This window comes from Vreelandella songnenensis (assembly GCF_003002925.1).
In the GTDB taxonomy this organism is placed as follows: Bacteria; Pseudomonadota; Gammaproteobacteria; order Pseudomonadales; family Halomonadaceae; genus Vreelandella; species Vreelandella songnenensis.
Map to the genome: position 1 here is coordinate 534,117 of NZ_PVTK01000001.1, position 23,644 is coordinate 557,760.

The 23,644-nt window shown below is 60.7% G+C and carries 18 protein-coding genes; 7 read left to right on the forward strand and 11 right to left on the reverse strand.

All coding sequences use genetic code 11. The annotated features are described in order from the left end of the window. Window positions 1-28: 28 nt before the first annotated feature. From B0H98_RS02350 to B0H98_RS02360, 3 genes are all read right to left on the reverse strand, one after another. The gene (locus B0H98_RS02350; protein ID WP_106373866.1) at window positions 29-661 is read right to left on the reverse strand and encodes a C40 family peptidase; all 633 of its coding nucleotides are present in this window, start codon (window positions 659-661) and stop codon (window positions 29-31) included. 85 nt (window positions 662-746) lie between these two features. Next, window positions 747-3,212: a DUF1266 domain-containing protein gene (locus B0H98_RS02355; RefSeq protein ID WP_106373452.1), complete on the reverse strand. Its 2,466-nt coding sequence runs from the start codon at window positions 3,210-3,212 to the stop codon at window positions 747-749. A 158-nt stretch (window positions 3,213-3,370) separates the two neighbouring features. Next, window positions 3,371-3,613 carry a GlsB/YeaQ/YmgE family stress response membrane protein gene (locus B0H98_RS02360; RefSeq protein ID WP_106373453.1) on the reverse strand — a complete coding sequence of 81 codons (243 nt, stop codon included), beginning with the start codon at window positions 3,611-3,613 and terminating at the stop codon, window positions 3,371-3,373. A 117-nt stretch (window positions 3,614-3,730) separates the two neighbouring features. Here B0H98_RS02360 and B0H98_RS02365 point away from each other — a divergent pair, with 117 nt between their 5' ends. The 3 genes from B0H98_RS02365 to B0H98_RS02375 all read left to right on the forward strand — a co-directional run bounded on the left by B0H98_RS02365 (window position 3,731) and on the right by B0H98_RS02375 (window position 7,152). After that, window positions 3,731-4,600, forward strand: coding sequence for a D-hexose-6-phosphate mutarotase (locus tag B0H98_RS02365; RefSeq protein WP_106373454.1), 870 nt, complete (start codon window positions 3,731-3,733; stop codon window positions 4,598-4,600). Between the two features lie 117 nt (window positions 4,601-4,717). Next, complete coding sequence (locus tag B0H98_RS02370; protein WP_106373455.1) at window positions 4,718-6,106, forward strand: YcjX family GTP-binding protein; 1,389 nt, start codon at window positions 4,718-4,720, stop codon at window positions 6,104-6,106. Then, window positions 6,103-7,152, forward strand: coding sequence for a YcjF family protein (locus B0H98_RS02375; RefSeq protein ID WP_106373456.1), 1,050 nt, complete (start codon window positions 6,103-6,105; stop codon window positions 7,150-7,152). Before B0H98_RS02370 ends, B0H98_RS02375 begins: the two co-directional genes overlap by 4 nt. Before the next feature lies 1 nt (window position 7,153). Here the strand turns inward: B0H98_RS02375 and B0H98_RS02380 are convergent, their stop codons facing one another. After that, a complete protein-coding gene (locus B0H98_RS02380) occupies window positions 7,154-7,963 on the reverse strand; it encodes an HAD family hydrolase (protein ID WP_106373457.1) in 810 nt (269 codons plus the stop codon). A gap of 160 nt (window positions 7,964-8,123) precedes the next feature. Here B0H98_RS02380 and B0H98_RS02385 point away from each other — a divergent pair, with 160 nt between their 5' ends. Beyond that, window positions 8,124-10,064, forward strand: a complete 1,941-nt coding sequence (locus B0H98_RS02385; RefSeq protein WP_106373867.1) for an exoribonuclease II — start codon at window positions 8,124-8,126, stop codon at window positions 10,062-10,064. 96 nt (window positions 10,065-10,160) lie between these two features. On the opposite strand, the gene B0H98_RS02390 is transcribed toward B0H98_RS02385, so the two are convergent. Together B0H98_RS02390 and B0H98_RS02395 are read right to left on the reverse strand one after the other, a co-directional pair. Further along, window positions 10,161-11,324 carry an extracellular catalytic domain type 1 short-chain-length polyhydroxyalkanoate depolymerase gene (locus B0H98_RS02390; RefSeq protein ID WP_106373458.1) on the reverse strand — a complete coding sequence of 388 codons (1,164 nt, stop codon included), beginning with the start codon at window positions 11,322-11,324 and terminating at the stop codon, window positions 10,161-10,163. Between the two features lie 22 nt (window positions 11,325-11,346). Then, on the reverse strand, window positions 11,347-11,763 hold the full coding sequence (locus tag B0H98_RS02395; protein WP_106373459.1) for a CopG family transcriptional regulator: 417 nt from the start codon (window positions 11,761-11,763) through the stop codon (window positions 11,347-11,349). A 334-nt stretch (window positions 11,764-12,097) separates the two neighbouring features. Between B0H98_RS02395 and B0H98_RS02400 the strand changes: the two genes are divergently transcribed. The 3 genes from B0H98_RS02400 to B0H98_RS02410 are packed head-to-tail and all read left to right on the forward strand — an operon-like array spanning window position 12,098 to window position 15,055. Continuing rightward, window positions 12,098-13,225, forward strand: a complete 1,128-nt coding sequence (locus B0H98_RS02400) for an N-acetylglucosaminyl phosphatidylglycerol synthase (protein ID WP_340162371.1) — start codon at window positions 12,098-12,100, stop codon at window positions 13,223-13,225. Then, window positions 13,218-14,000 carry an N-acetylglucosaminyl phosphatidylglycerol deacetylase gene (locus B0H98_RS02405; protein WP_106373461.1) on the forward strand — a complete coding sequence of 261 codons (783 nt, stop codon included), beginning with the start codon at window positions 13,218-13,220 and terminating at the stop codon, window positions 13,998-14,000. The genes B0H98_RS02400 and B0H98_RS02405 overlap by 8 nt, the downstream gene beginning before the upstream one ends. Window positions 14,001-14,044: 44 nt before the next feature. Continuing rightward, complete coding sequence (locus B0H98_RS02410) at window positions 14,045-15,055, forward strand: glucosaminyl phosphatidylglycerol flippase (RefSeq protein ID WP_106373462.1); 1,011 nt, start codon at window positions 14,045-14,047, stop codon at window positions 15,053-15,055. Window positions 15,056-15,159: 104 nt separating this feature from the next. Here the strand turns inward: B0H98_RS02410 and sucD are convergent, their stop codons facing one another. From sucD to B0H98_RS02435, 5 genes are all read right to left on the reverse strand, one after another. Continuing rightward, window positions 15,160-16,032: a succinate--CoA ligase subunit alpha gene (sucD, locus tag B0H98_RS02415; protein WP_106373463.1), complete on the reverse strand. Its 873-nt coding sequence runs from the start codon at window positions 16,030-16,032 to the stop codon at window positions 15,160-15,162. Continuing rightward, window positions 16,032-17,198 (reverse strand): ADP-forming succinate--CoA ligase subunit beta, encoded by a 1,167-nt coding sequence (gene sucC, locus B0H98_RS02420; RefSeq protein WP_106373464.1) that lies wholly within the window; start codon window positions 17,196-17,198, stop codon window positions 16,032-16,034. The genes sucD and sucC overlap by 1 nt, the downstream gene beginning before the upstream one ends. Window positions 17,199-17,344: 146 nt before the next feature. After that, window positions 17,345-18,781, reverse strand: coding sequence for a dihydrolipoyl dehydrogenase (gene lpdA, locus B0H98_RS02425; RefSeq protein WP_106373465.1), 1,437 nt, complete (start codon window positions 18,779-18,781; stop codon window positions 17,345-17,347). A 127-nt stretch (window positions 18,782-18,908) separates the two neighbouring features. Then, complete coding sequence (gene odhB / locus B0H98_RS02430; protein WP_106373466.1) at window positions 18,909-20,483, reverse strand: 2-oxoglutarate dehydrogenase complex dihydrolipoyllysine-residue succinyltransferase; 1,575 nt, start codon at window positions 20,481-20,483, stop codon at window positions 18,909-18,911. Window positions 20,484-20,522: 39 nt separating this feature from the next. Continuing rightward, on the reverse strand, window positions 20,523-23,357 hold the full coding sequence (locus B0H98_RS02435; protein ID WP_106373868.1) for a 2-oxoglutarate dehydrogenase E1 component: 2,835 nt from the start codon (window positions 23,355-23,357) through the stop codon (window positions 20,523-20,525). Window positions 23,358-23,644 lie beyond the last annotated feature (287 nt).

Consider the following 23,644-nt stretch of genomic DNA (forward strand, 5'->3'; position numbering starts at 1 on the left):
AGTCGCGGGCGCTAGGCCCGCGTAACCATCACGGCGTGAAGTTGCTGCCCAGATACGCCAGATTGGTAGGTTCCAGTGTGCGGCGCGACTGCCAGTAGTAACGCTGCCAGTAGCTGTTATCCAGGCTGGACATGATCACACCCTGCGACGTAGAGGCGTGTAGAAAGTAGCCATCCCCCACGTATATCCCCACATGATTGTTGCCGGGGGGACGGAAGAACACCAGATCGCCCGCCTGCAGCTCTTGGCGGTCGATCGCGCGTCCCTCATGTACCTGCTCGTAGGTGGAACGGGGTAATTCTACATTGAACATTTCGCGATAAACGTTGCGTACCAGCCCTGAACAGTCGACTCCCTTCGCTGTCGTGCCGCCGATTCGATAGGGCGTCCCCGACCACCGCTGGTGCTGTTCCAGAAGCGCCTGGCGTACTAGCGTAGGTGGCGGCGTCTGGAAACTGCGTAACTGAGCAACCGAATTATTCACTGGCGACATCTGCGGGCTGGACCCGTTTTGCATTCCTGGCAGCGTCATGGCGAAATAATCGGCGGGCGGCTCCATGTTCTGTTTTGAGGAGCCCGCACACCCAGCTAAAAAAGATACTACAATACAAGCACTTAAAACACGTACAGCGGTCGCAGCGGGGCGTGGCAACGCAACCATGCGCTTAACCTCGTAATATTGTTGGTAAAGTAAGGTGAACAGCAAAGGCCAGACTATAAGCCAGGTCATGCATGCTTGGCGAGCCTCAATGTAAAGTCCGCTGATCGCCCGGCAAGGTGTCGATATGCAGCGGCGCAAAATGGCGCGGTTTATTGCCTGGAAAATCAAGGCTTGCCCAAGGGCCCGCCAGTACCGGCGCCCCACAGATCCAGGCGACCATGGCCTGGCGGAACCCGGCGAGAAAGCTTTCCCGCTCCGGCGTTTCGCCCATGAAGAAGGAGAACCCGGCGTACATGCCAGCCGCGTACTCCTGCCAGCCAGCGTAGTGGTCAGCGGCCAGCTGATAGGCGCGGTCGAGCACGTCGGCAAACGCCTGGCTCTCCAGCCAACCCAGCTGGCGGGCGGCAATCGCCAGATCCACCAGCTGGGCAATATCCCAGGCGGCCATGTCAACATCGTTACAGCCATCTTCATTACCCTGCACCCGGCGCAGACGAAGCAGATGGTGGCGCTCCTCCTCGGCGCAGTCGCCGGATTCCAGAATGGCGATTTCGGCTTCCAGGCGCTCCGGGTTGAGCGTATAGGGCGCGTAGTTGATCTGGTACTCCTGACGGTCGCCGGCGTCCAGCATGAAAGTCAGGAACTCCTGCATATCGGCCGCGCTGGTCAGATGATAGTGACTCTCTACCCACTCCCGGATATCCGCGCATTCGCGCGGGCTTTCCGACTGCGGCTCGCTCCACACGGCGCTATTGAGCGGGCCAACCAGCGACATCGCGGTGAAGTGGGAAAGCGTGGGCCGCCCGCCCGGCTCGCACCAGGCATCCGGGCGCCAGTCCAGCCAATAGAACAGGCTGCCCGGGTCTTCCAGGTGCCAGGCAATTTCATTGATCAATGAGGCGTGCTCGGGCTCGGGCAGGCAGCTCTCCCAGGCGAACCAGGCTTCCAGCAGACGTTTGGGGCTAGGATAGAAGCGGCACAGGCAGCTGCGCAGCGAGCTTGCATAGTCGAGCAGCGGCTCGCGCTCGAACAGACCGCTGTCCAGCGCCATGTGCAGATAAAAGGCAAACTTTTCGGCCATATGGATGGTGGCCGCATGGCGGCTGACACCCTTGACCGCATTGCGCTGTTTAAGCTCGTCGGTAGTGGGCTGGCCAAACGCTGTCTGCGAAGGCGGCAGGACGCCGTGTACCGCATCGGCGGCCAGCTGATTCAAATGGTGAGCCTGGGCCGGCAGCCAGTAGCGAGCCATTACTTCGTGGCCTTCATCGGCGTGCAGGCCAAGCGATTCCTGCAGGTAGAGCGCGGCATCGGCCCGCCGCTCTTCGCCAATCGGCGCACTGGGGTCGCGCTGGCGCAGCATCACGTCCGGCTCGCGTACCCCGGAAAGCGCCAGCAGCCAGTGATGCGGCGTATTGCGCCATTCACGGATACGCCGTTCGGACGCCTTGCGGGTTGCCTCATCGAGCAGGCTCGCCGGCGAGTGCTTCCAGGGGCTGTGCGGCGCAGTGAGCAGCAGCACATGGTGGGCGTTGGGCGTCATGGCGCGCCTATCGACACCTTCAAACAGGCTTTGCCCACGCATGTAGGCTTTCAACAAAGCGTGCCAGTCGTGGTAGCGATGGCTGATCAGATCCGCCGCGTGCGCGGCCAGATCATCCGCTTCGACCTGGCTCAGCCAACCGCAGCAGGCGCCGGCCCAGGCGATCTCCACCAGCCGCAGCCAGTCCCAGGCGGCCCATTCAAGCGGCTCTCCCTGGGTCACGAAGCCGTTGAGTACGCCAGCGTAGGGCGAGTCTTCGATGGAATCGTGCTGCCAGGCGAGGCGCTGGGCGTTATCCATGCCCAGAAGCTCGCGGGCTTCGATGTCCCAGCGCTGGCGTTCGCCCTGAGCCCCGAGCCATAGCGCCACTTCAAGAAGCTGCTCGCGGCTATTGATCTGCCAGATACGTTCAAGCCACTGGCTGGCGTCAGGCCAGTCAGCACGGCTTGCCGGGTAGCTGATGACCGGGCGAAACAGCGCACACAGGCGCCACGGCTTGGCTTGCGGGGCGTCTGGCCAAAGCGGGCCCGGTGCAGGCAACGCGACAAGTGCATGCTGCAGTGCCTCCCAGGTAACGCCCTCGCCTTCGCTTTCGAGAGTGGAAAGTGCCTGGCAGGCATCGATAAAGCGATCGTCCGCGCCTAGCTCCCAGCCCTTGGCGCCCAAAACCCTGCGTAGCTCGAAGAGCCAGGCGCGCAGGTCACTGTGCTCGGCGCTGATTCGACGGATGACGTGATGCGCCCAAGTATGCGCCTGGGCAGCCTCAAGCCAGCCAGCCGCGCCTGCCAGTGCCGTCCATTCAAGTGCTCCCAGCAGGCGGTCAGCGTGAGCGGTGGTCGCCCCCAACGCATGGAAAAGTTGCTCGGCCAGTTCATTGCGGCTAGTGATACCCAGCTGCAAGAGGCGCTGTTCGGCGGCCTGCGTATCCACCGAGAGGGGATGAGGGGTAAACGCCCAATCGCATAGCACCAGCTGTTGAGCCCACCAGGCATTTAACGCGTCGACCAAGAGACACCTCGAAACAGTTCCACCAGCAATGCGCCAGAATAAAGCGGCTTAGTGTAACGGAAAGTAGTGCCGAGACCGATAGCTAAACTGATCTAATGGCGTAAAACGGCGCTGCCCGGCACAAGGCCGGGCAGCAACAGCACGTAAGCTGAATGATACTAAGCTTTTCGGACTTTACTTATTATCCAGAGCAGGACAACGGCACCAACAGTTGCAGTCACCAGCGAGCCGATGAAACCGCCCGCCTGAAGGCCCAGCAGGGTGAACAGGAAACCGCCCAGCAGCGCACCGACAATGCCCACGCCGATGTTACCCAAAATGCCAAAACCGCCGCCGCGCATGATGTTGCCAGCGATCCAGCCAGCCAAACCACCAATGATCAACCATGCAATAAAGCCCATAGTGCCTCCTTGATATCCACTTTAGTCAGGGTTTTACCTTTCTGTCTTGCTTGTCCTACCATAGCACACAGCGTGACAATTCTACCTAATTTGATGCAACCCGTTAAAGGAAAGCCGATGATCCCCGATTCACTCGTAGCGCTTATTGCCCAGGTAGACGGTCAGCAGACGGCTCACTGGCAAGGCCGTGAGGTAGTCTTGTTCAACATGCCCTGGGGCGAGATGGCCATCAGCCTGCAGGGTGCGCAGGTACTGCACTTCAAACCCAGTGACGATAGTGGCTGGCTGTGGACCACGCCTACCCCGGAGGCCCTGCCGGGGGTGATTCGCGGCGGCATTCCACTGTGCTGGCCCTGGTTTGCCGACGAGCGCTACGCCGATGAGTCCGCAGATCGTAGCGGTACCTTTCACGGTCTGGCGCGGCACGCTTTCTGGCGCCTGGACGCGGTGGACGAGCACGCCGAAGGCATTGAAGTACACCTCTCCCCCACCGAGCGGCTGCACAGCCAGCTCACCGCCCGCGTGGTCATCCAGGCCAACGCCCAGCGCCTGAATGTCGAGCTGATCAGTGAAAACATCGGTGATGCGCCGGTGAAGACCAGCGGCGCGCTGCACACTTACCTCGCCGTTGACGAGGTGCATAACTGCCGCCTGGAAGGCCTGGCCGGTGCGCGCTATCTGGACAAGCTGCGCGATTTTGCCGAAGCCGAACAGCAAGGAACGCTTGCGATACGTGGCGGCATCGACCGTATCTATCACAGCAACGAAGCGGTACTGCTCAATGACGGCGTGCGCAGCCTGCGTATTGCCAAGCAGTCGAGCGACTCGACGGTGGTATGGCATCCGGATACCGTTCTACCGGCCGACACCCCCGCCGATGCCGCGCGCCATTTTCTGTGCGTTGAAGCCGCCAATACCCGCCTCGATCCGGTCTGGCTGGTACCCGGCGCGCAGCACCTGTTAGGCACCACGCTAAGTCGCGGTTAATGCACGGTTCATGAACCTTTGGCTATGCTGTCAAGGGCGTGGCCGGTTCGACGGCCGGTAGTGAAAAAGCGCTTAACCATTTGATGGCGTTATGATGAAAAAAAAGGGAGTTCCTGGATGCGCCAGCCGTTAAGCCGCGAATTGAGCAATTTACTGGAGCGGGGACGCGACCGACAGCTGCGCCTGGCAGTCACGGGGTTATCCCAGGCGGGCAAGACAGCGTTTCTGACCTCGCTGGTGAACCAGCTGCGACATGCAGGCGTCGAGGCGCAGCTTGACCTGCTGCCCGCCGCCCGCGATGGCCGCCTGCTGGGTGCTCAGCGGCTCAATCAGCCGGACCTGGGCGTGCCGCGTTTTCCCTACGACCCGGGCATGGCCGCGCTGCGCGATACGCCGCCACGCTGGCCCGAGCCCACCCGTGGCATCAGCGAGCTACGCCTTCAACTGCGTTACCGCCCGGCCCAGAGCGGCTGGTTTACGCCGGAACTTGCCCACCTGACGCTTGATCTTTTCGACTACCCCGGCGAGTGGCTGCTTGATCTACCGCTGTTGCAGCACGACTTCTACAGCTGGTGCCAGGCGCAAACGCTGCTGGAAGGCGAGCAGCGCCGGGCGCTTTTTCGCGAGTGGCTTGCGGCCGTCGAGGCGCTCGACCCCACCGCCGAGGCAGATGAAGCACAGCTTGCCCACCTGGCAGAAGCGTATGCCCAGGGGCTGCGGCGCGCCAAGCAAGCGGGATTTTCCGACCTGCAGCCCGGGCGCTTTTTGCTGCCCGGAGAGCTTGAAGGCGCGCCGGTGCTGCAGTTCTTTCCCCTGCCCCATCTGGATACCCCCAAGGAGATGCTCGACAGCCTGCCTGACAACACTCTTTACGCCACGCTCGCGGCGCGCTTTCGCTACTATCAGCAGCAGGTGGTCAAGCCCTTCTACCGCGATCACTTCAAGCGCTTTGACCGTCAGATCGTGCTGGTCGACGTGCTGGGGGCTTTAAACGCCGGGCCCGAGCGCTTCGAGGACCTTTCCCGGGCGCTGCGCCAGTTGATGCAGAGCTTCGACTACGGCAAGCGCAGCCTGCTCTCGCGCCTGTTCGCACCCAAGATCGACCGTCTGGCGATTGCCGCCACCAAGGCAGACCACGTTACCCCTGACCAGCACGGCCACGTGGTACAGCTACTCGAAGCGCTGCTGGCGGAACCGCTCAAGGATCTACGCTTTGCCAACGTACCGGTCAAGGCGCTGTCGCTGGCCGCCATTCGCGCCACCGAGGCCCGCGAGGTGCTTCACGACGGCAAACGCTCTTCGGCACTGCGCGGTACCACCCTTGAAGGCGAAGACGTGCTGGTCTATCCAGGCGATGTGCCCAACCGCCTGCCCAACGCCGATTTCTGGCACCACCAGGGCTTTGACTTCCCGAGCTTCAGGCCAATGACCTCGTCGTCCGAGGCGCTTTCGCATATCCGTATGGATGCCGCCATTGATTGGCTGATTGGAGATAAACTCGCATGACCGACCCACAGCCACGGCGCCATTTCAGTCTGGACGACACCCCGGAAAGCGTTGCCGAGCGCGAGCGCCTGCGCCAGCGTGAGATGTTCGCCGCGACGGACGACCACCAGCCGCTGGTGACCGCCGCCGAAGAGCAGGCGCTGCCGGCAGCGAGCCTGGGCGCGCCGAGCAAGCGCCGCTGGGGGCTGATGTTTGCCCTCGCCGGTGGCGCTACGCTCGGCACCCTCGAGCTTGCCACCGGCATTCCCGACGCGCTGTCACAATCCGCGTGGATGAGCGTGGCGTGGCAGCTGTTTGGCATCAGCCTGATTGGTTTGGGCGGGATGTCGCTGCTCAAGGAGCTTTGGCGATTGAAGCGCCTGAAACGCCACGACCGGCTGCGCCACGATTTGGCCGAGCTGCCCCAGCGCTCGCCCGGCCAGGCGCAGAAGATGGCCGAGCAGCTGCGCCAGCAGTTGAAGCTTTCAGAAGATGACCCGCACTGGCAGGCCTTCCAACGCGCCTGCCAGCCGCACCATAACGGCGAAGAGATTCAGGCCTTGCTGCGCCACCACCTGCTCGCCCCGCGCGACCGCGAAGCCCAACGGCTGGTCACGCGCATGTCCGGGGAAACTGCCATCATGGTCGCCATCAGCCCACTGACCCTGGTGGACATGGCGCTGGTGGCCTGGCGCAGCCTGGTCATGGTCGACAGGCTCTGCCGGCTCTACGGCCTGGAGCTTGGCTACGCCAGCCGTCTGCGCCTGTTTCGCAACGTGCTGAGCAACATGGCCTTTGCCGGCGCCAGCGAGCTTGCCACCGATGCCAGCATGGACATGCTTTCGCTGCATCTAGCCGGCAGGCTTTCCGCCCGGGCAGGCCAGGGGCTGGCCACCGGACTATTGAGCGCGCGCCTGGGGCTGCGCGCCCAGCGCCTTTGCCGGCCAGTCGCGTTCACGCCTGAAGAGCAGCCCAGGATGGCCGACCTGCGCCAGGATCTCTGGCGCCAGATCAAGCGGTTGGATAAAGAGCCCGCTTCTGCCCCGCGCGCCCCTCAGGAACGCTGACTCAGCCGTTGGCAGGCAGGCCAAAACGCTCGCGTAGCAGCACCGCCACCGCCGCTTCACCGTGGTGACCGATCTGGCGCGCGGTGCTCAGGTGTCCGGCCATGTCGGGGTGGGAGTTGAGCATGAAGTGCGGCTCACCCACCAGGCTGAGCATTTCTATATCGTTCAAGTTATCGCCAAAGGCCAGGCAGTGCTCGGCGCTCACGCCGATCCGTTCGAGCAACGCGGCCAGGGCCACACCCTTGTTGACGTTACCGGCCATGATTTCAAGCGACTCCGGGGTCGAGTAGGTGACGTGCAGCGCGCCGTCGCTGATCTCGCGGATCGCGGTCTCGATCTTGAACAGCGCCTCGGGGTCGCCGCCGTAGAGAATCTTGCCGATGCCATCAACAGGCATCTGCTCAGGCGGCACGACCTGATAGACAAAGCCCGTGGCGGCATGCATTTCCAGATGGCTCGGCGACTCCGCATCGATATACCAGGCGTCATCCATATACAGGCTCAGGCGCACGCCTTCCGGGCGCGGCAGTTGAATCAGCGCTGCGGCCTGGCGGGGGTCGACATGGTTGGCATCCAGCAGCTGATCGTCCGGCGCATGGGTGTAGGCGCCGTTACTGCTGATCAGGTGGGCCGGCACATCGAGCTGATCTCTGAACACACGCATATCGGCGTAGTGGCGGCCTGAGGCGAGTACCAGATGATGCCCGTGCCCTACCAGCGTTCTCAGCACCTCGATGGTGTCGGTATGTAGACGGTGGTCACTGCCCAGCAGCGTGCCATCCAGATCAGAAACAATCAGCCGCGGTGTCATAGCATGCTCCCCATAAGTGAATGATCAGCTTAACCGATACAGCGCCTGTGGTGTAACGCGTTGATGTGACGTCACCATTATCAACTTCCACGGCGGATAATTGGCGCGGCAAGCGGGAATCCGTATAGTGGCAAGCTACTCTCGCCAACTGATTGACCTCATGCTTCAGAATAATTCTCTGCTTGCCCAGCTCAAGCAACAAATCCGTGACACCACTCCGCGCGCCGAAGGGGTGATCAAAGCCACCGAGAAAGGCTTTGGCTTTCTCGAAACCGACAACGGTGAATCCTACTTCGTGCCGCCGCCCGCCATGAAGCAGGTACTGCACGGCGACCGCGTGGAAGCGGTGATTCACGAAAACGGCGACAAGAAGTCCGTCGAGCCCGAAAAGCTGATCGAGGCAGGTCTTGACCGCTTCGTGGCCCGGGTGCAAAAACGTGAAGACCGCCTGGCGGTGGTGCCGGATCATCCGTCGATCCGTAACGTGCTCAAGGCGCGGATCAAGAACAGCCTGGATGAAGCCAGCATTGCCGACGGCGACTGGGTGGTGGCACGACTGGTACGCCATCCGCTCAAGGAGAACGACCGCGGCTTTTTTACCCAGATCGACGAACTGGTGGCCAAGGCGGCCGACCCGGCAGTGCCGTGGCGCGTGACCCTTGCCCGCCATGCGCTTGAGCAGGCAAGCCCCGAGGCCGGCAGCGACTGGCCGCTGCACGAGGAAGGCCTGACCCGCGAAGACCTGACTGCCCAGCCCTTCTTCACCATCGACGGTGAAAAGACCCGCGATATGGACGATGCGCTGCGCGTGACGCCCCTTGCCGACGGCGGCTGGCAGCTGAGCGTTGCCATCGCCGACCCGACGGCCTACGTGGAAGAGGGTCATGCAGCGGATCTGGAAGCCCGTACTCGCGCCTTCACGGTGTACCTGCCGGGCCAGAACGTCACCATGCTGCCCGAGCAGCTGGCCGACGACCTTTGCTCGCTGCACGAAGGCCAGGAGCGCCCGGCGCTTGCCTGCACGCTGGACATCAACGCCGACGGCAGCCTGGGCGATTACCGCTTCTTTGCCGCCAACGTGAAGTCCCACGCCAGGCTCGTGTATGACAATGTCTCCGACTGGATCGACGGCCAGGGCGACTGGGCACCAGAGGAAGACATCGCCGAGCAGCTCAAGGCCCTGCGCGAGCTGACCGAAGCGCGCACCGCGTGGCGCAACGCCCATGCGCTGGTCTTCAAGGACCGCCCGGACTACGTGTTCGAGCTCGATGAAGCAGGCAACGTGCTGGCGATCAACACTGAAGAGCGCCGCATTGCCAACCGCATGATCGAAGAGTCGATGATTGCGGCCAACGCCTGCTGCGCCGATTTCCTGGCAAGCCACATCGGTCACGGTATCTTCAACGTGCATCGCGCGTTCGAGCCGGAAAAGGCCGAGGCCGCTCAGGAGTTCCTGGCCGCCCAGGAGATCGACGTGGCACTGGAAGCGCTTACCGAGCTCGATCACTACAAGGACCTCAAGCGTGCGCTCGAAAGCCGCGACGATGCCTGGCTGGACGCGCGCCTGCGCCGCTTCCAGGGCTTTACCAGCATGTCCGCCCAACCCGGCCCACACTTCGGCCTGGGCCTTGCCGCCTACGCCACCTGGACCTCACCGATCCGTAAGTACGGCGACATGGTCAACCATCGTTTGATCAAGCGCGTGCTGAAAAGCGAACAGGCCCCGGCGGAAGCAAGCCAGGCACTGACCGAGCAGCTCACCGAGCGCCGCCGCCTGAACCGCATGGCCGAGCGCGATGTGAAGGACTGGCTCTACGTGCGCTATCTAACCCCGGCGGCCAAGGACCAGACGGTCTTCGAGGCCGATATCATGGCGATCAATCGCGGCGGCATGCGCGTACGCCTGACGGAAAACGGCGCCACGGCGTTCGTGCCCGCTCCCTTGATGCACAGCGACCGCGACAAGGTGGTCATTGATGATAAAGAGGGGCGTATCCAGATTGAAGGCGAAGAGCGCTACAAGCTGGGCGACAGCCTGCGCGTGGCGCTGGTGGAAGCTCGCGAAGAGACCCGCTCGCTGGTGGCCAAGCCCGCCGAGTAAACCGGCAAGGCAGGCAAGACAAGACGGCGGCGCCCTGGGGCGCCGCCGTCTTTTTTGATAGCTACTCTTTTTTTGATAACTACTCTTTTTTAATAGCTACTCTTGCTGATGCTGCATGAAAAAGCGCAGCATCTCCCTGGTGGCATCCGGCCCCTGGGGGTCGGTGTAACTGCCCTGAGTGCTGCCCCCGGCCCAGGCGTGGCCGGCGCCGTGGATGCGCCACTGCTCCAGGCGCGCCTCGCCCTTGCCGTCCCGATGGACCGTGCGCGTGTAGCCGCGCCCGCCCGCCGCCTGCCCTTTATCGACTTCCCCCTCGGTCGCTACGGCCGCGTACTGCGCCGCCACGCGCTCGGCGTTGCTCAGGTGAACGGTGCCGTCGCGGTCGCCGTGGAAGATGATCGCTGGCACGCGGGAAGCGAGGCGACTCCCCTGCCCTTTGGCGGGCGTACCGCCCTGCATGGCGGCCAGCGCGTCGGGCAGGCTCTTGGCTACACCGTGAGGTAGCCCCGAGTGCACGCCTACGGCGGCGAAAAGCTCCGGGTAGGTCATCGCCAAGGTGGTGGCCATGGCACCACCGGCAGAAAGCCCGGCGACATATACCCGCGCAGCATCGAGCGTGTGCGCGTGCAGTATTTCACGCGTCATGCCCGCCAGAATCTCCGGCTCGCCGCCGTCGCGCTGCTGATCCTCTGCCTTGAACCAGTTCCAGCACTTCGAGCTGTTGGCGCTTGCCGGTTGGGCCGGGTACAGCACACAGAACGTCTGCGCTTCGGCCAGCTGGTTCATGCGGGTACCGGCGGCGAAGTCGTCCGGATTCTGCGTACAGCCGTGAAGCATGACGACCAGCGGCAGCGCCTGGCCATGATAGCCGCTGGGTAGAAAGAGCTTGTAGGCCCGGGCACCGGCGCGGCTGCTGAAATGGCCGTGGGTAAAGGCGCCGGGGCTTGGCGCCTCGACGCGGCCCGGCGCTTGCGTGGGCGTCGCGTCGCCTTGATAGCGCGCCCATTGATTGCGCCACCCGGCGGTTGAACGGCTGCGCCTGGCAGATGACGGGGCCGGCTCAGGCTCGACCGTCGAAAACGCCTCTTCTTTAAGCGCGCAGGTACTCTCATAGACATTGCCGTCTTCAAAAGGCGTGGGCGTCGGGTGCTCTGCGGCGCCAGGCCCGCCCTGCAGCAGCGCCATGGCCTCCTTAAGCCTTCCGGCGCGGGTAAGCCGCGTCGCTTCTTCCATTCGCTTGCTCAGGGTGGCGTCGATCATGATCAATGCCCTCGTCGATACATCAATGGATGCGGCCTGCCAGCGCGGCCTTGACCGCCGGGCTTGCCTGCAAGGTGCCCAGCACGACCACCGACTCGATGGTGGCGGCGGCGAGCTCAGGGGTAACGTCGCTTGCGATACTGGCCATACCCAGCACCTGTATCTGCAGCCTTTCGCCCGCCGCCTGCACGGCTTCCAGGTCTGCGCGGCTATAGTGCTCAAGGCCCAGCACGAAAGCCTTGCGCGACACGGTCTGCTTGACGACGTCAGCATGCTTTTCGAGCTGGTTGCGAATGGCGGTGCGAATCAGGTCGGTGCGATTGGAGTAAAACCCCTCCTGCACCAGCAGATCGATCTGACCCAGATCGACCACTCCCAGGTTGATGGTGATCTTTTCGGTGGTATCGCCCGGCTTGCGGCGCAGTTCGTGCAGGCTCATATAGCGTTCCTGTTCCTGTAGCCTTCTTGGGATAGTAAAGGAGTGAAACCCTTTATGGATTCCATATACCATCCACATGGATGGTATATTAGGCGCTTTCTGGCTATTCGCAAGGTATAAACATGGGGTAAGCAAATTTAAAACATTAAACAGCAACGGGGGATTCATCGTCGCTAGTTCGCGAAGCCTGCGTAAGCCCTTGCTTGTGAAGGCCCAGGAGTTAATCGGTCCGCTGGCGAGGGGCGGATAACTGACGTATAACTGACGTGACGCTGCTTTTTGGCAAACCGATGACACCTGATATGGCCGGGAGATTACTCTGCATATTGCCGACATGACCATGTTCTATGCGCCTTCCAGCGGTGGCGTGCGTACCTACCTCGATGCCAAGCGACACCGTTTGAATGCCATGGCGGGCACCCGTCATACGCTGATGGTTCCCGGCGGGCGCCGGTTTTTTCAGGTAAATGACCATCGCGTTGACGTCCCCGCAACCCCATTGCCTTTCAGCAACGGTTACCGCTTTCCACTGACCCGAGGCCCTTGGCTGCGCGCGCTGCGCGATGTACGCCCGGATCTGGTCGAAGCCGGCGACCCTTATACGGTCGGCTGGGCAGCCGTCATGGGTGCCCGCGAGCTCGATATTCCGGCGGTCGCCTTTTATCACTCCGACCTGCCTACCATGATGAGCAACCGGCTTGGGGACTGGTCGCGTTCGCTGATCGATAGCTACATCACCCGGCTCTACGCTCACTACGACCGTATCTTCGCTCCGAGTCGTGTAATGGCAGAACGGCTTGAGGGGTTGGGTATCAAGGACGTTCGCGTCCAGCCACTGGGGGTAGACCTACACACGTTTCGCCCAGAGCTGCGCGACGCCAACGTCAAAGCCGAGCTAGGGCTCGAGGAGAGCACGCGCCTGCTGGTGTTTGCCGGGCGTGGCTCTCAGGAAAAGAATCTGCCTATCCTGCTTCAGACAATGCGCCGCTTGCAGGGTAATGCCAGCCAGCAGCACTATCATCTGCTGCTGATCGGCTCCTCGATGCCGACCCAGGTTCCCGACAACGTGACGGTGATCAACCACTTCTGCCCGGCCGCCGAGATTGCACGCTATTTCGCGAGCAGCGACGCGCTGCTGCATGCCGGCACGCAGGAAACCTTCGGGCTGATCGTGCTGGAAGCCATGGCCTGCGGCATCCCGGTAGTAGCCGCCCGCGCCGGGGCGCTTACCGAAAACGTGCCTGAAGCGTGCGGGATGCTGTGCCGTCCACTGGATAGTGAGGACATGGCGCGCAGCATTCAGGCCCTTTTTGAAAACGACGCCCAGGCCATGGGGCTTCGGGCGCGCCTGCACGTCGAGCGTCACCATGACTGGGATATCGTGGTGCAGGGTGTAATGCACCACTACCGGGAACTGCTGGGCAACAGCAGTACGGCAACGGCGGGCGTACAGCATGGCTGAAAGAGAATTTGCTCTGGTACTGCATGACATTGCCCCCACCACCTGGGAGGACTACCGCGCCTTTGTGGAGGAGATCGATTCCATGGGGCAGATTCCCATGACCTGGCTCGTCGTGCCCGACTTTCACCATCGCAGCAACACCTTTGAAGATACCGCCCTGCTTGATCTTCTCCACCAGCGCCGGGCGCGCGGCGACGAGCTGGCGCTGCACGGCTTCTATCATTGCGACGATGCTCCAGCGCCTCGCACCCCGCGCGACTACTTCATGCGCCGCCTCTATACCTATGAAGGCGAGTTCTACCCGCTCGGCTACGATGAGGCTTTTCAGCGCCTGGAGCGCGGCGCCGCGCTTTTTCGTGCCCAGGGCTGGCCGCTGGAGGGGTTCGTGGCACCCGCCTGGCTGTTAGGCGAAGGCGCACGCCACGCGCTGAAAACCCAGGCATTCATCTATACCAGCGACCCCGGCCACCTGTATCTTCTGCCGGACTACACGCCGATCAAGGCGCCCTCTCTGGTATGGAGTGCGCGCAGCCGTTGGCGACGAGGCATGTCCTGGGTAGTCAATGAGCGTGCCCGCCGCCGCCATCGCCACGCACCGCTGATTCGACTCGGCCTTCATCCAGTGGATATGCGCCATGGCCTATCAAGACGCTACTGGCTGGAAACGATTCGTCGCCTACTGGCAGAAGGATATCGGCCTACGACCAAGATCAGCTGGCTACAGCGTCATTATCAGCGCCACGGCCAGGCGGCAGCAATACCATCCGACTTTTGAAAACGCCTCCTCGGAGTTGACCCCATTGTTGATTATTTGACCGTATGAAAAGAACACTCTGGCTGCTGGCCGCGGGGCTGATCGCCGTGTTGGCCATCCCCGTACTGCTGGGCGGCACTGATCTGATTCATCTGCTCGTCGGGTTTCCGCCGGGTCTTTTCGCCTTGATGCTGGGCATGATACTGACCTGCTGGGTACTCAACGGTGCCAAGCTGCGCGTTCTGCTGGCGGGGCGTGCCGGTCATATGGGGTTGATGCGTGCTACCGGTACGGTGATGGCCACCGAGTTCGCCATCTGCGCAACGCCTGGAGGAAGCGGTGGGCCCTTGACGCTGATCGCCTTATTGACGCGGCGCGGCGTACGCCCGGCCCAGACCACGGCCATCTTTGCCGTGGATCAGATCATCGACCTGCTGTTCTTTCTCTGCTCGATGATTCTGATGATGATTTATGTCATCACACGCTCGATCGATGCACGGCTTGGCTGGATGCTGGTAGTGCCCATGACGCTCTTGTGCCTGGCGCTGCTCGGGGTCATTCTGATGGGCCGCTACCATCGCCGTGTGCTGATCGTGACCGGCCGCCTGCTGAGTCGAATGCGCATCAGCGCAAAGCTCCAGTACGCCATGGTACGCCGTGTACTGCTCTTCAAGCAGGCTTTTACCGAAACCCTTCAGCTGCCGCGCTCGGCGCTGGCCTCGGCCTTCGGGTTCGGGATCGTGCACTGGATCGTGCGCTACAGCATTCTCTACGTCACGCTGTACGGCCTTGGGCAGCATCTGGATTGGGCCTGGACGTTCCTGGTGCAGATGCTCTCCATGGCGGCTGGACAGCTGACTCTGCTGCCCGGCGGTGCCGGAGGTGCCGAACTCTCTTCTTCGGCTCTGCTGGCCCCTATCGTGGGTCAGAGCAGCGCGGCGGCCGCGATCTTGATCTGGCGTGCGATCACCTACTATTTCTATTTGATTGCCGGCGCGCCGATTTTCATGCTGATGGCCGGACGCCCGCTGCTCAGAAAGGTTCTCGAAGGGCGCAAGAACAAGGCCGAAGGCTGACCTTCCGCGCCGCCGCCCACACTCAGTTATGAAAAACTAGTCATGAAAAACCAGCCATGAAAAAGGGGTGCCACAAGGCACCCCTTTTTTTGCTGCTTACCGGCTTACCAGCCAGTCACTTCTTTCAGTGCGTCGCCGATCTCGGCCAGAGAGCGCACGGTTTTGACACCGGCGTCTTCAAGGGCTGCAAACTTCTCGTCAGCGGTGCCTTTACCACCAGAGATGATGGCGCCGGCGTGGCCCATACGCTTGCCAGGAGGTGCAGTAACACCGGCAATGTAGGAAACCACTGGCTTGGAAACGTGATCCTTGATGTAGGCCGCCGCTTCTTCTTCCGCCGTACCACCGATTTCGCCGATCATGACGATCGCTTCGGTTTTCGGGTCCTTCTCGAACATCTCCAGGATGTCGATGAAGTTGGAGCCCGGAATCGGGTCGCCACCGATGCCTACACAGGTAGACTGACCGAAACCGTGATCAGTGGTCTGCTTGACGGCTTCGTAGGTCAGGGTGCCCGAACGGGAAACGATACCTACGCGGCCCGGCTGGTGGATGTGACCCGGCATGATACCGATCTTGCACTCACCGGGAGTGATGACACCCGGGCAGTTCGGACCGATCAGGCGTACACCCAGCTCGTCGCATTTTACTTTCGCTTCGAGCATGTCAAGGGTAGCAATACCTTCGGTGATGCACACGATCAGCTTGATGCCGGCATTAGCGGCTTCAAGGATAGAGTCTTTACAGAACGCTGCCGGAACGTAGATAACGCTGGCTTCTGCGCCGGTTTTCTCGACCGCTTCGGCAACGGTGTTGAAAACGGGCAGACCCAGGTGCTCCTGGCCGCCTTTGCCCGGCGTTACACCGCCGACCATTTGCGTACCGTAGGCAATCGCCTGTTCGGAGTGGAACGTGCCCTGGCCACCGGTGAAGCCCTGGCAGATGACCTTGGTGTTCTTATCGATCAGGATGCTCATTACTTGCCCTCCGCCGCTTTAACAACCTGCTGAGCCGCGTCGGTCAGACTGGTAGCCGCGATGATGTTCAGACCGCTGGAGGCCAGCTTTTCAGCTCCCAGCTCGGCGTTGTTACCTTCCAGACGAACGACGACCGGAACGTTAACGCCCACTTGCTCGACGGCACCGATGATGCCTTCAGCAATCATGTCGCAACGAACGATACCGCCAAAGATATTGACCAGAACGGCCTTGACGTTGTCGTCAGACAGGATGATCTTGAACGCTTCTGCTACGCGCTCTTTGGTCGCGCCGCCGCCTACGTCCAGGAAGTTGGCAGGCTTGCCGCCAGACAGGTTGACGATGTCCATGGTACCCATGGCCAGGCCAGCACCGTTGACCATGCAGCCGATGTTGCCATCCAGCGCGACATAGTTCAGTTCCCACTTCGCCGCATCGGCTTCACGCTGATCTTCCTGGGAAGGATCGCGCATCGCCTGCAGGTCCGGGTGACGGTACAGCGCGTTGCTGTCGAGGCCCAGTTTGGCGTCGAGGCAGTGCAGGTTGCCTTCGTCGGTGATGACCAGCGGGTTGATTTCCAGCAGCGCCAGATCCTTGTCATGGAACAGCTTGGAAAGACCCAGGAAGATCTTGGTGAACTGCTTGATCTGATCGCCTTTCAGGCCCAGCTTGAAGGCCAGTTCACGCGCCTGATAGGGCTGTGCGCCTACCAGCGGGTCGATCTCGGCTTTCAGAATCTTTTCCGGGGTCTGCTCGGCAACCGTTTCGATTTCCACACCACCTTCGGTCGACGCCATGAAGACGACGCGACGGGTAGTACGGTCAACCACGGCACCCAGATACAGCTCATCGGCGATATCGGTGCAGGTTTCAACCAGGATCTTGGCAACCGGCTGACCTTTTTCGTCAGTCTGGTAAGTCACCAGGTTCTTGCCCAGCCACTGCTCGGCAAATGCCTTTGCTTCAGCCGGGTCTTTAATCAGCTTGACACCGCCCGCTTTACCACGGCCGCCTGCGTGCACCTGGGCTTTAACTACCCACATGTCGCCGCCGATCTTCTTGCAGGCTTCTACTGCTTCTTCGGGAGTGTCCACGGCAAAGCCCTTGGACACTGGCAGACCATAATCAGCAAACAGCTGTTTGCCTTGATACTCGTGAAGGTTCATCGATTCATGCCATTGGTTGCATGTGACTCGAATGATGGGCAGATCATCTGACCTGGCCATCCCCGTACTTTCGGCGGCTAGTTTACAACACAGCCGAAAGCGATGCGCCACCTTGTGGTGGCGCCTGGTGGTTACCGCTGAACTAATTAACGCTTTTTACGATTGGCCATGTGAATAGCGTGGCCTTCCACCGCGAGAGCGGCTTCATGAATAGCTTCAGAGGTGGTTGGGTGAGCGTAGCAGCTCAGTGCCAGGTCTTCGGCGCTGGAGCCAAACTCCATGGCGATGACGCCCTGGGCGATCAGCTCGCCGGCATGCTGGCTGACGATGTGCATGCCCAGAATGCGGTCTGTCTCGGCATCGGCAATGATCTTGGCCATACCTTCAGCGGCATTGTTGGCAAGCGCACGGCCATTGGCCGAGAACGGGAAAGAGCCGGTCTTGACTTCGATGCCCTTGGCCTTGGCGTCCTGCTCGGTCATGCCTACCCAGGCCACTTCCGGCGAGGTGTAGATAACGCTCGGAATAGCGTCGTAGTTCATTTCCGCTTTATGGCCGGCGATGATATCGGCCACCATGACACCCTCTTCCGACGCCTTGTGCGCCAGCATCGGGCCGCGTACGCAGTCGCCGATCGCATACACGTTCGGGACATTGGTACGGCACTGGTCGTCAACGAAGATGAAGCCGCGCTCGTCAAGCTCTACGCCCACGCCATCGGCAATCACGCCCTGAGTGTAAGGACGACGGCCAACGCACACGATCAGCTTGTCGAAGGTCATTTCCTGCTCGCCGTCACCATCGGTGTACTTGACGAGCACTTCGTTTTCCTTGACCTCGGAACCGGTTACTCGCGCACCCAGTTTGATGTCCAGGCCCTGCTTCTTGAGCAGCTTCTGGGTTTCCTTGGCGATAGCACCGTCGACCATCGGCAGGAAACTGTCCATGGCTTCAAGAACGGTGACGTCAGAGCCCAGGCGCTTCCAGACACTGCCAAGCTCGAGGCCGATAACGCCGGCACCGATCACGCCAAGGCGCTTGGGTACTTCGGTGAATTCCAGAGCGCCGGTAGACGTGACGATCAGATCGTCTGTCAGCGGTGTCGGCGGAATTTCAACCGGTACAGAGCCCGCCGCGATGACGATGTTGTCAGCGGTGTAGGTTGTGGCGTTGCCGTCGTGGTCGGTCACTTCCACTTCCGTGGAAGAAGTCACCTTGCCTTTACCTTCCAGGGCAGTGACACCATTGGCCTTGAACAGTGCGCTGATACCGCCAACGTTCTTGTTGATGACCGAGTTCTTGAACTCGAGCATCTTGGCGATGTTAGCCTTCGGCTCTTCGATCTCGATGCCGACTTCGGCAAAGTGATCGCGCGCTTCAACAAACTTATGTGACGTTTCAAGCAGCGCCTTGGAAGGAATACAGCCAACGTTCAGGCACGTGCCGCCGTGAACGGTCTTACCTTCTTTATTGACCCATTTTTCAACGCAGGCCGTTTTCAGACCCATCTGCGCTGCGCGAATGGCAGCAACGTAACCGCCAGGGCCGGCGCCGATAACGATCACATCAAACTTGTCAGCCATGTTGGCTCCTTTAGCTTGGTGCTCTCCTCCCGTTGGCAAACCATCGGGAGAAGAGCTGTGTGCGACTGCATAACTATGGTGGCGCGTATGGCAATATCAATACGCGAAGATACGATACCTGTGTACCTTAGACGTCCAGCAGCAGGCGTGCAGGGTCTTCCAGCAACTCTTTAATCGTTACCAGGAAGCGAACGGCGTCTTTACCATCAATCATGCGGTGGTCGTAGGAGAGCGCCAGATACATCATGGGGCGAATCTCAACCTTGCCATTGATCGCCATCGGGCGATCCTGAATCTTGTGCATACCCAGAATGGCGGTCTGCGGCGGATTGATGATCGGCGTCGACATCAGTGAGCCGAACGTACCGCCGTTGGTGATGGTGAAGGTACCGCCGATCATGTCATCCATGCCCAGCTTGCCATCACGACCGCGCTTGCCGAAATCGACGATAGTGCGCTCGACGTCGGCAATCTTCATGCTGTCGGTATCACGCAGTACCGGTACGACCAGACCACGGTCGGTAGATACCGCTACACCGATATCCTGATAGCCGTGATAGACGATGTCGGTACCGTCGATCGAGGCGTTGACGTCCGGGAAGCGCTTGAGCGCTTCAGAAGCCGCTTTCACGAAGAAGCCCATGAAGCCCAGCTTGATATCGTGAGCCTTCTGGAAAGTATCCTTGTACTGCGCACGCAGGGCCATGATCTCGGTCATGTCCACTTCGTTGTACGTGGTCAGCATGGCAGCCGTCTGCTGCGCCTGAACCAGGCGCTTGGCGATGGTCTGACGCAGGCGCGTCATCGGCACACGCTTCTCGGCGCGCTCGCCTTCAGCCGCCGGGGCCGCTGCCTTGGCCGGTGCAGAAGAGGACTTCGCCACTTTCTTGGCAGAGCCATCTTTCACGGCTTTCTGAACGTCTTCCTTCAGAACGCGACCGCCCTTGCCGGTGCCTTCGATCTTGGCCACGTCCAGATCGTGCTCGGCAATCAGCTTGCGCGCTGCCGGGGCCACGATCTTGTCGCCAATCTTCTCGTCGCTTTCGCCGTTATCGGCAGAAGCGGCGGGCTTCTCGTCAGTGGCGCTGGCCACATCACTGCCACCGCCTTCGGTAAAGGTCGCCAGAATCGCTTCGGACTCTACCTGGCTGCCTTCTTCGGCCTTGATCTCGGCCAGTGCGCCGTCAGCCGGTGCGACCACTTCAAGCACAACTTTATCGGTTTCGATATCGGCCAGCACTTCATCGCGCTTGACCGCTTCACCGACCTTCTTGTGCCAGGTCGCAACGGTGCCTTCCTGGATGGACTCAGGGAAGCTCGGTGCCTTGACGTCGTGCTGCTTGCCGCCGCCGCTGGATTTCTTCTCGTCCTGCTTTTCGTCTTTCTGGTCGCCGGATTGCTTCTCGGACTTCCCGGCATCGTCAGAAGATTTTTCTTCTTTCTTGCCGCTGTCGCCTGAGGCGCTGCCTTCACCGATCTTGCCCAGTACCTGCTCGGACTCGACGGTATCGCCCTCTTCGGCCATCACGTCGGTCAAGGTACCCGCTTCCGGTGCAACGACTTCCAGCACCACCTTGTCGGTCTCGATCTCGACGATCAGCTCGTCGCGTTCGACGCTATCACCCGGCTTTTTGTGCCACGCTGCCACGGTTCCTTCGGCAACGGATTCCGGAAAGGTTGGCGCTTTGATATCAGTAGCCATGTCGTTTCCCTTATATGTTCTCTAAATCCGGTGGGCGCTTTACAGATTGAAAGCGTCTTCCACCAGCTGGCGCTGCTGTTCAGTGTGAACGGACATGTAGCCCGCTGCCGGCGCGGCAGAGGCAGGACGTCCGGCAAATTTCAACTCGCGTCCCAGGCCGTCCTTGAGCATATCGGCCACTGTACGCATGTGGTGCTGGCTTGAATACCAGGCGCCCTGATTCAAGGGCTCTTCCTGACACCAGACAATGTCTTCCACATTGACGTAGGCCTGGAGCACTTCCAGAAGCTCTTCTTTCGGGAAGGGGTAGAGCTGCTCGAGACGAATGATGGCCGTATCGTTACGCTCGTTCTCGGTACGCCAGGCGGCCAGGTCGTAGTAGACCTTGCCCGAACACAGAACAATGCGGGTGACGCTTTCAGCAGCGAGATCCGCCTGATCCGGCAGCACCATCTGGAACTTGCCATGCGCCAGATCTTCAAGGCTCGATACCGCTTCCTTGTGACGCAGAAGCGATTTGGGCGACATGACGATCAGCGGCTTGCGCAGCGGGCGGATGACCTGACGACGCAGCAGATGGAAGATCTGCGCCGGCGTTGTCGGCACACAAACCTGCATGTTGTGCTCGGCACACATCTGCAGGAAACGCTCGAGACGCGCGGACGAATGCTCGGGGCCCTGGCCTTCATAGCCATGGGGCAGCAGCATGGTCAGGCCACACAGGCGGCCCCATTTGCTTTCGCCCGAGGAGATGAACTGGTCGACCACTACCTGAGCACCGTTGAAGAAGTCACCAAACTGGGCTTCCCAGATAACCAGATCATTGGGCGCAGTGGTGGAGTAGCCGTACTCGAACGCCAGCACGGCTTCTTCCGAAAGGATCGAGTCGTGAATGGTGAAGCGCGGCTGACCATCGGCCATGTTCTGCAGCGGCACGTAGGTGGAGCCATCTTTCTGGTTGTGAATCACGGCGTGGCGGTGCGAGAACGTACCGCGGCCTACATCCTGGCCGGTAATACGGATAGGATGGCCCTGATCCAGCAGCGTGGCGTAAGCCAGCGTTTCAGCAAAGCCCCAGTTCATCGGCATGCCGCCGGCCTGCATCTTGCGGCGGTCTTCATAGATCTTGGAAACCTGACGCTGTACTTCGACCCCATCCGGGATCTCGCACATTCTGGCCGCCAGCTGCTGAAGACGCTTCATGTCGATGGAGGTATCGGCATCCCCTGACCACTCGTGACCCAGGTACGGCGCCCAATCCACAAACAGGGACTTGTTGGGTTCTTGTACCAACGCGTTGGCCACGTGGTTGCCGGCAACCAGATCATCGCGATAGGTTTCGGTCATCGCCTTGGCGTCGTCTTCGGACAGCACGCCCTCGTCTACCAGACGCTTGGCGTATACCGTGCGCGAGGAGGCGTGATCCTTGATCTTGGCATACATCAGCGGCTGGGTGCCTGACGGCTCATCCGCTTCGTTGTGACCACGACGGCGATAGCAGACGAGGTCGATGACCACGTCCTTCTTGAACTGCTGACGGTAATCAAGCGCTACCTGGGTAACGTGCAGAACCGCGTCCGGGTCGTCGCCGTTGACATGGAAAATCGGCGCCTGAACCATCTTGGCGATATCAGTGCAGTATTCGGTCGAGCGTGCATCCAGCGGGTTGGACGTCGTGAAACCCACCTGGTTGTTGATCACGATATGCACGGTGCCGCCGGTCTTGTAGGCGCGCGTCTGGGACATCTGGAATGTCTCCATGACCACACCCTGACCCGCAAAGGCAGCGTCGCCATGCACGTTGATCGGCAGTACCTTGTCACCATCCGGGTCGTTACGACGATCTTGACGTGCGCGTACCGAGCCTTCGACCACGGGTGCGACGATCTCAAGGTGCGACGGGTTGAACGACATGGCCAGGTGAACTTCACCACCGGGTGACATGACGTTGGAGCTGAAGCCCTGGTGATACTTCACATCGCCGGAACCACGCTCGATAACCTTCTTGCCGTCGAACTCGTCAATCAGATCCGCCGGGTTCTTACCCAGAATATTGACCAGAAGATTGAGACGACCACGGTGCGCCATGCCGATAACGACTTCCTTGGTACCATAACCGCCAGCACGCTGGATAAGCTCGTCCATCATCGGTACAAAGACTTCACCACCCTCAAGACCGAAACGCTTGGTGCCCGGGTACTTGGACGCCAGATAGTTTTCCAGGCCTTCGGCAGCGGTCAGGCGCTCAAGCACATGCTTGCGCACATCGTCGCTGAACTTGGGCGCACTGCGTACTGACTCGAAGCGACGCTGCAGCCAGCGCTTCTCTTCGGTGTCCACAATGTGCATGAACTCGCAGCCGATGGAGCGACAGTACGTCTTCTCCAGCGCATCCACGATGTCGCGCAGCGGGGCTTTATCAATACCCAGGAAAAACGAGCCGGTCTGGAACTCGGTGTCAAGATCAGCCTTGGTCAGCTGATGAAACGACAGGTCGAGGTCGGGGACGGGGGTGGGATTGCGCAGTCCTAGCGGATCGATATCGGCCTTCTGATGACCACGGAAGCGATACGCGTTGATCAGCTGCAGGACTTTCACCTGCTTCTTGTTCTCACCGCTGTCGGCTGCAGGCGCAGCGCGACCGGGACGACTCTCTCGACCCAGCTGGTAGAACTGATCACGAATGGGGCTTAGCGGAACATCGTGGGAGGCACTGCCCTCGGAACGTGGCAGCTGGTCAAAATAGCTACGCCATTCGTCTGGGACAGTATCAGGATCGTCGAGGTACTGCTCGTAAAGCGCTTCCACGTAGTGGACATTGCCACCACTAACGTGAGAGGAACGCCACATTAACTCCATTATGCCTTGTTGCATCTCTCGGTCACCCTGCACTGATGGGGTGGTATCGGCATCGCTGCAAAAACGCGGCGACATCGCTATTGCCCTGCCGGCGGGGCGGGACATTTGCCGGCGGCATCGGCCTGAGGCCGGAAGCCCTACTTATCTGGTGTTTACAGCCTGATCAATATACTACTCAGTTCATGCTCAAAAGCCGGTACGTACAGCACCGGCTTTTAAACTTGACTGGCCAGAGGTGCGACGCGTCGCCGCACCTCATGACAAACCCTATGATAACAAGCGAAGCGTCACGATTTAAGTAG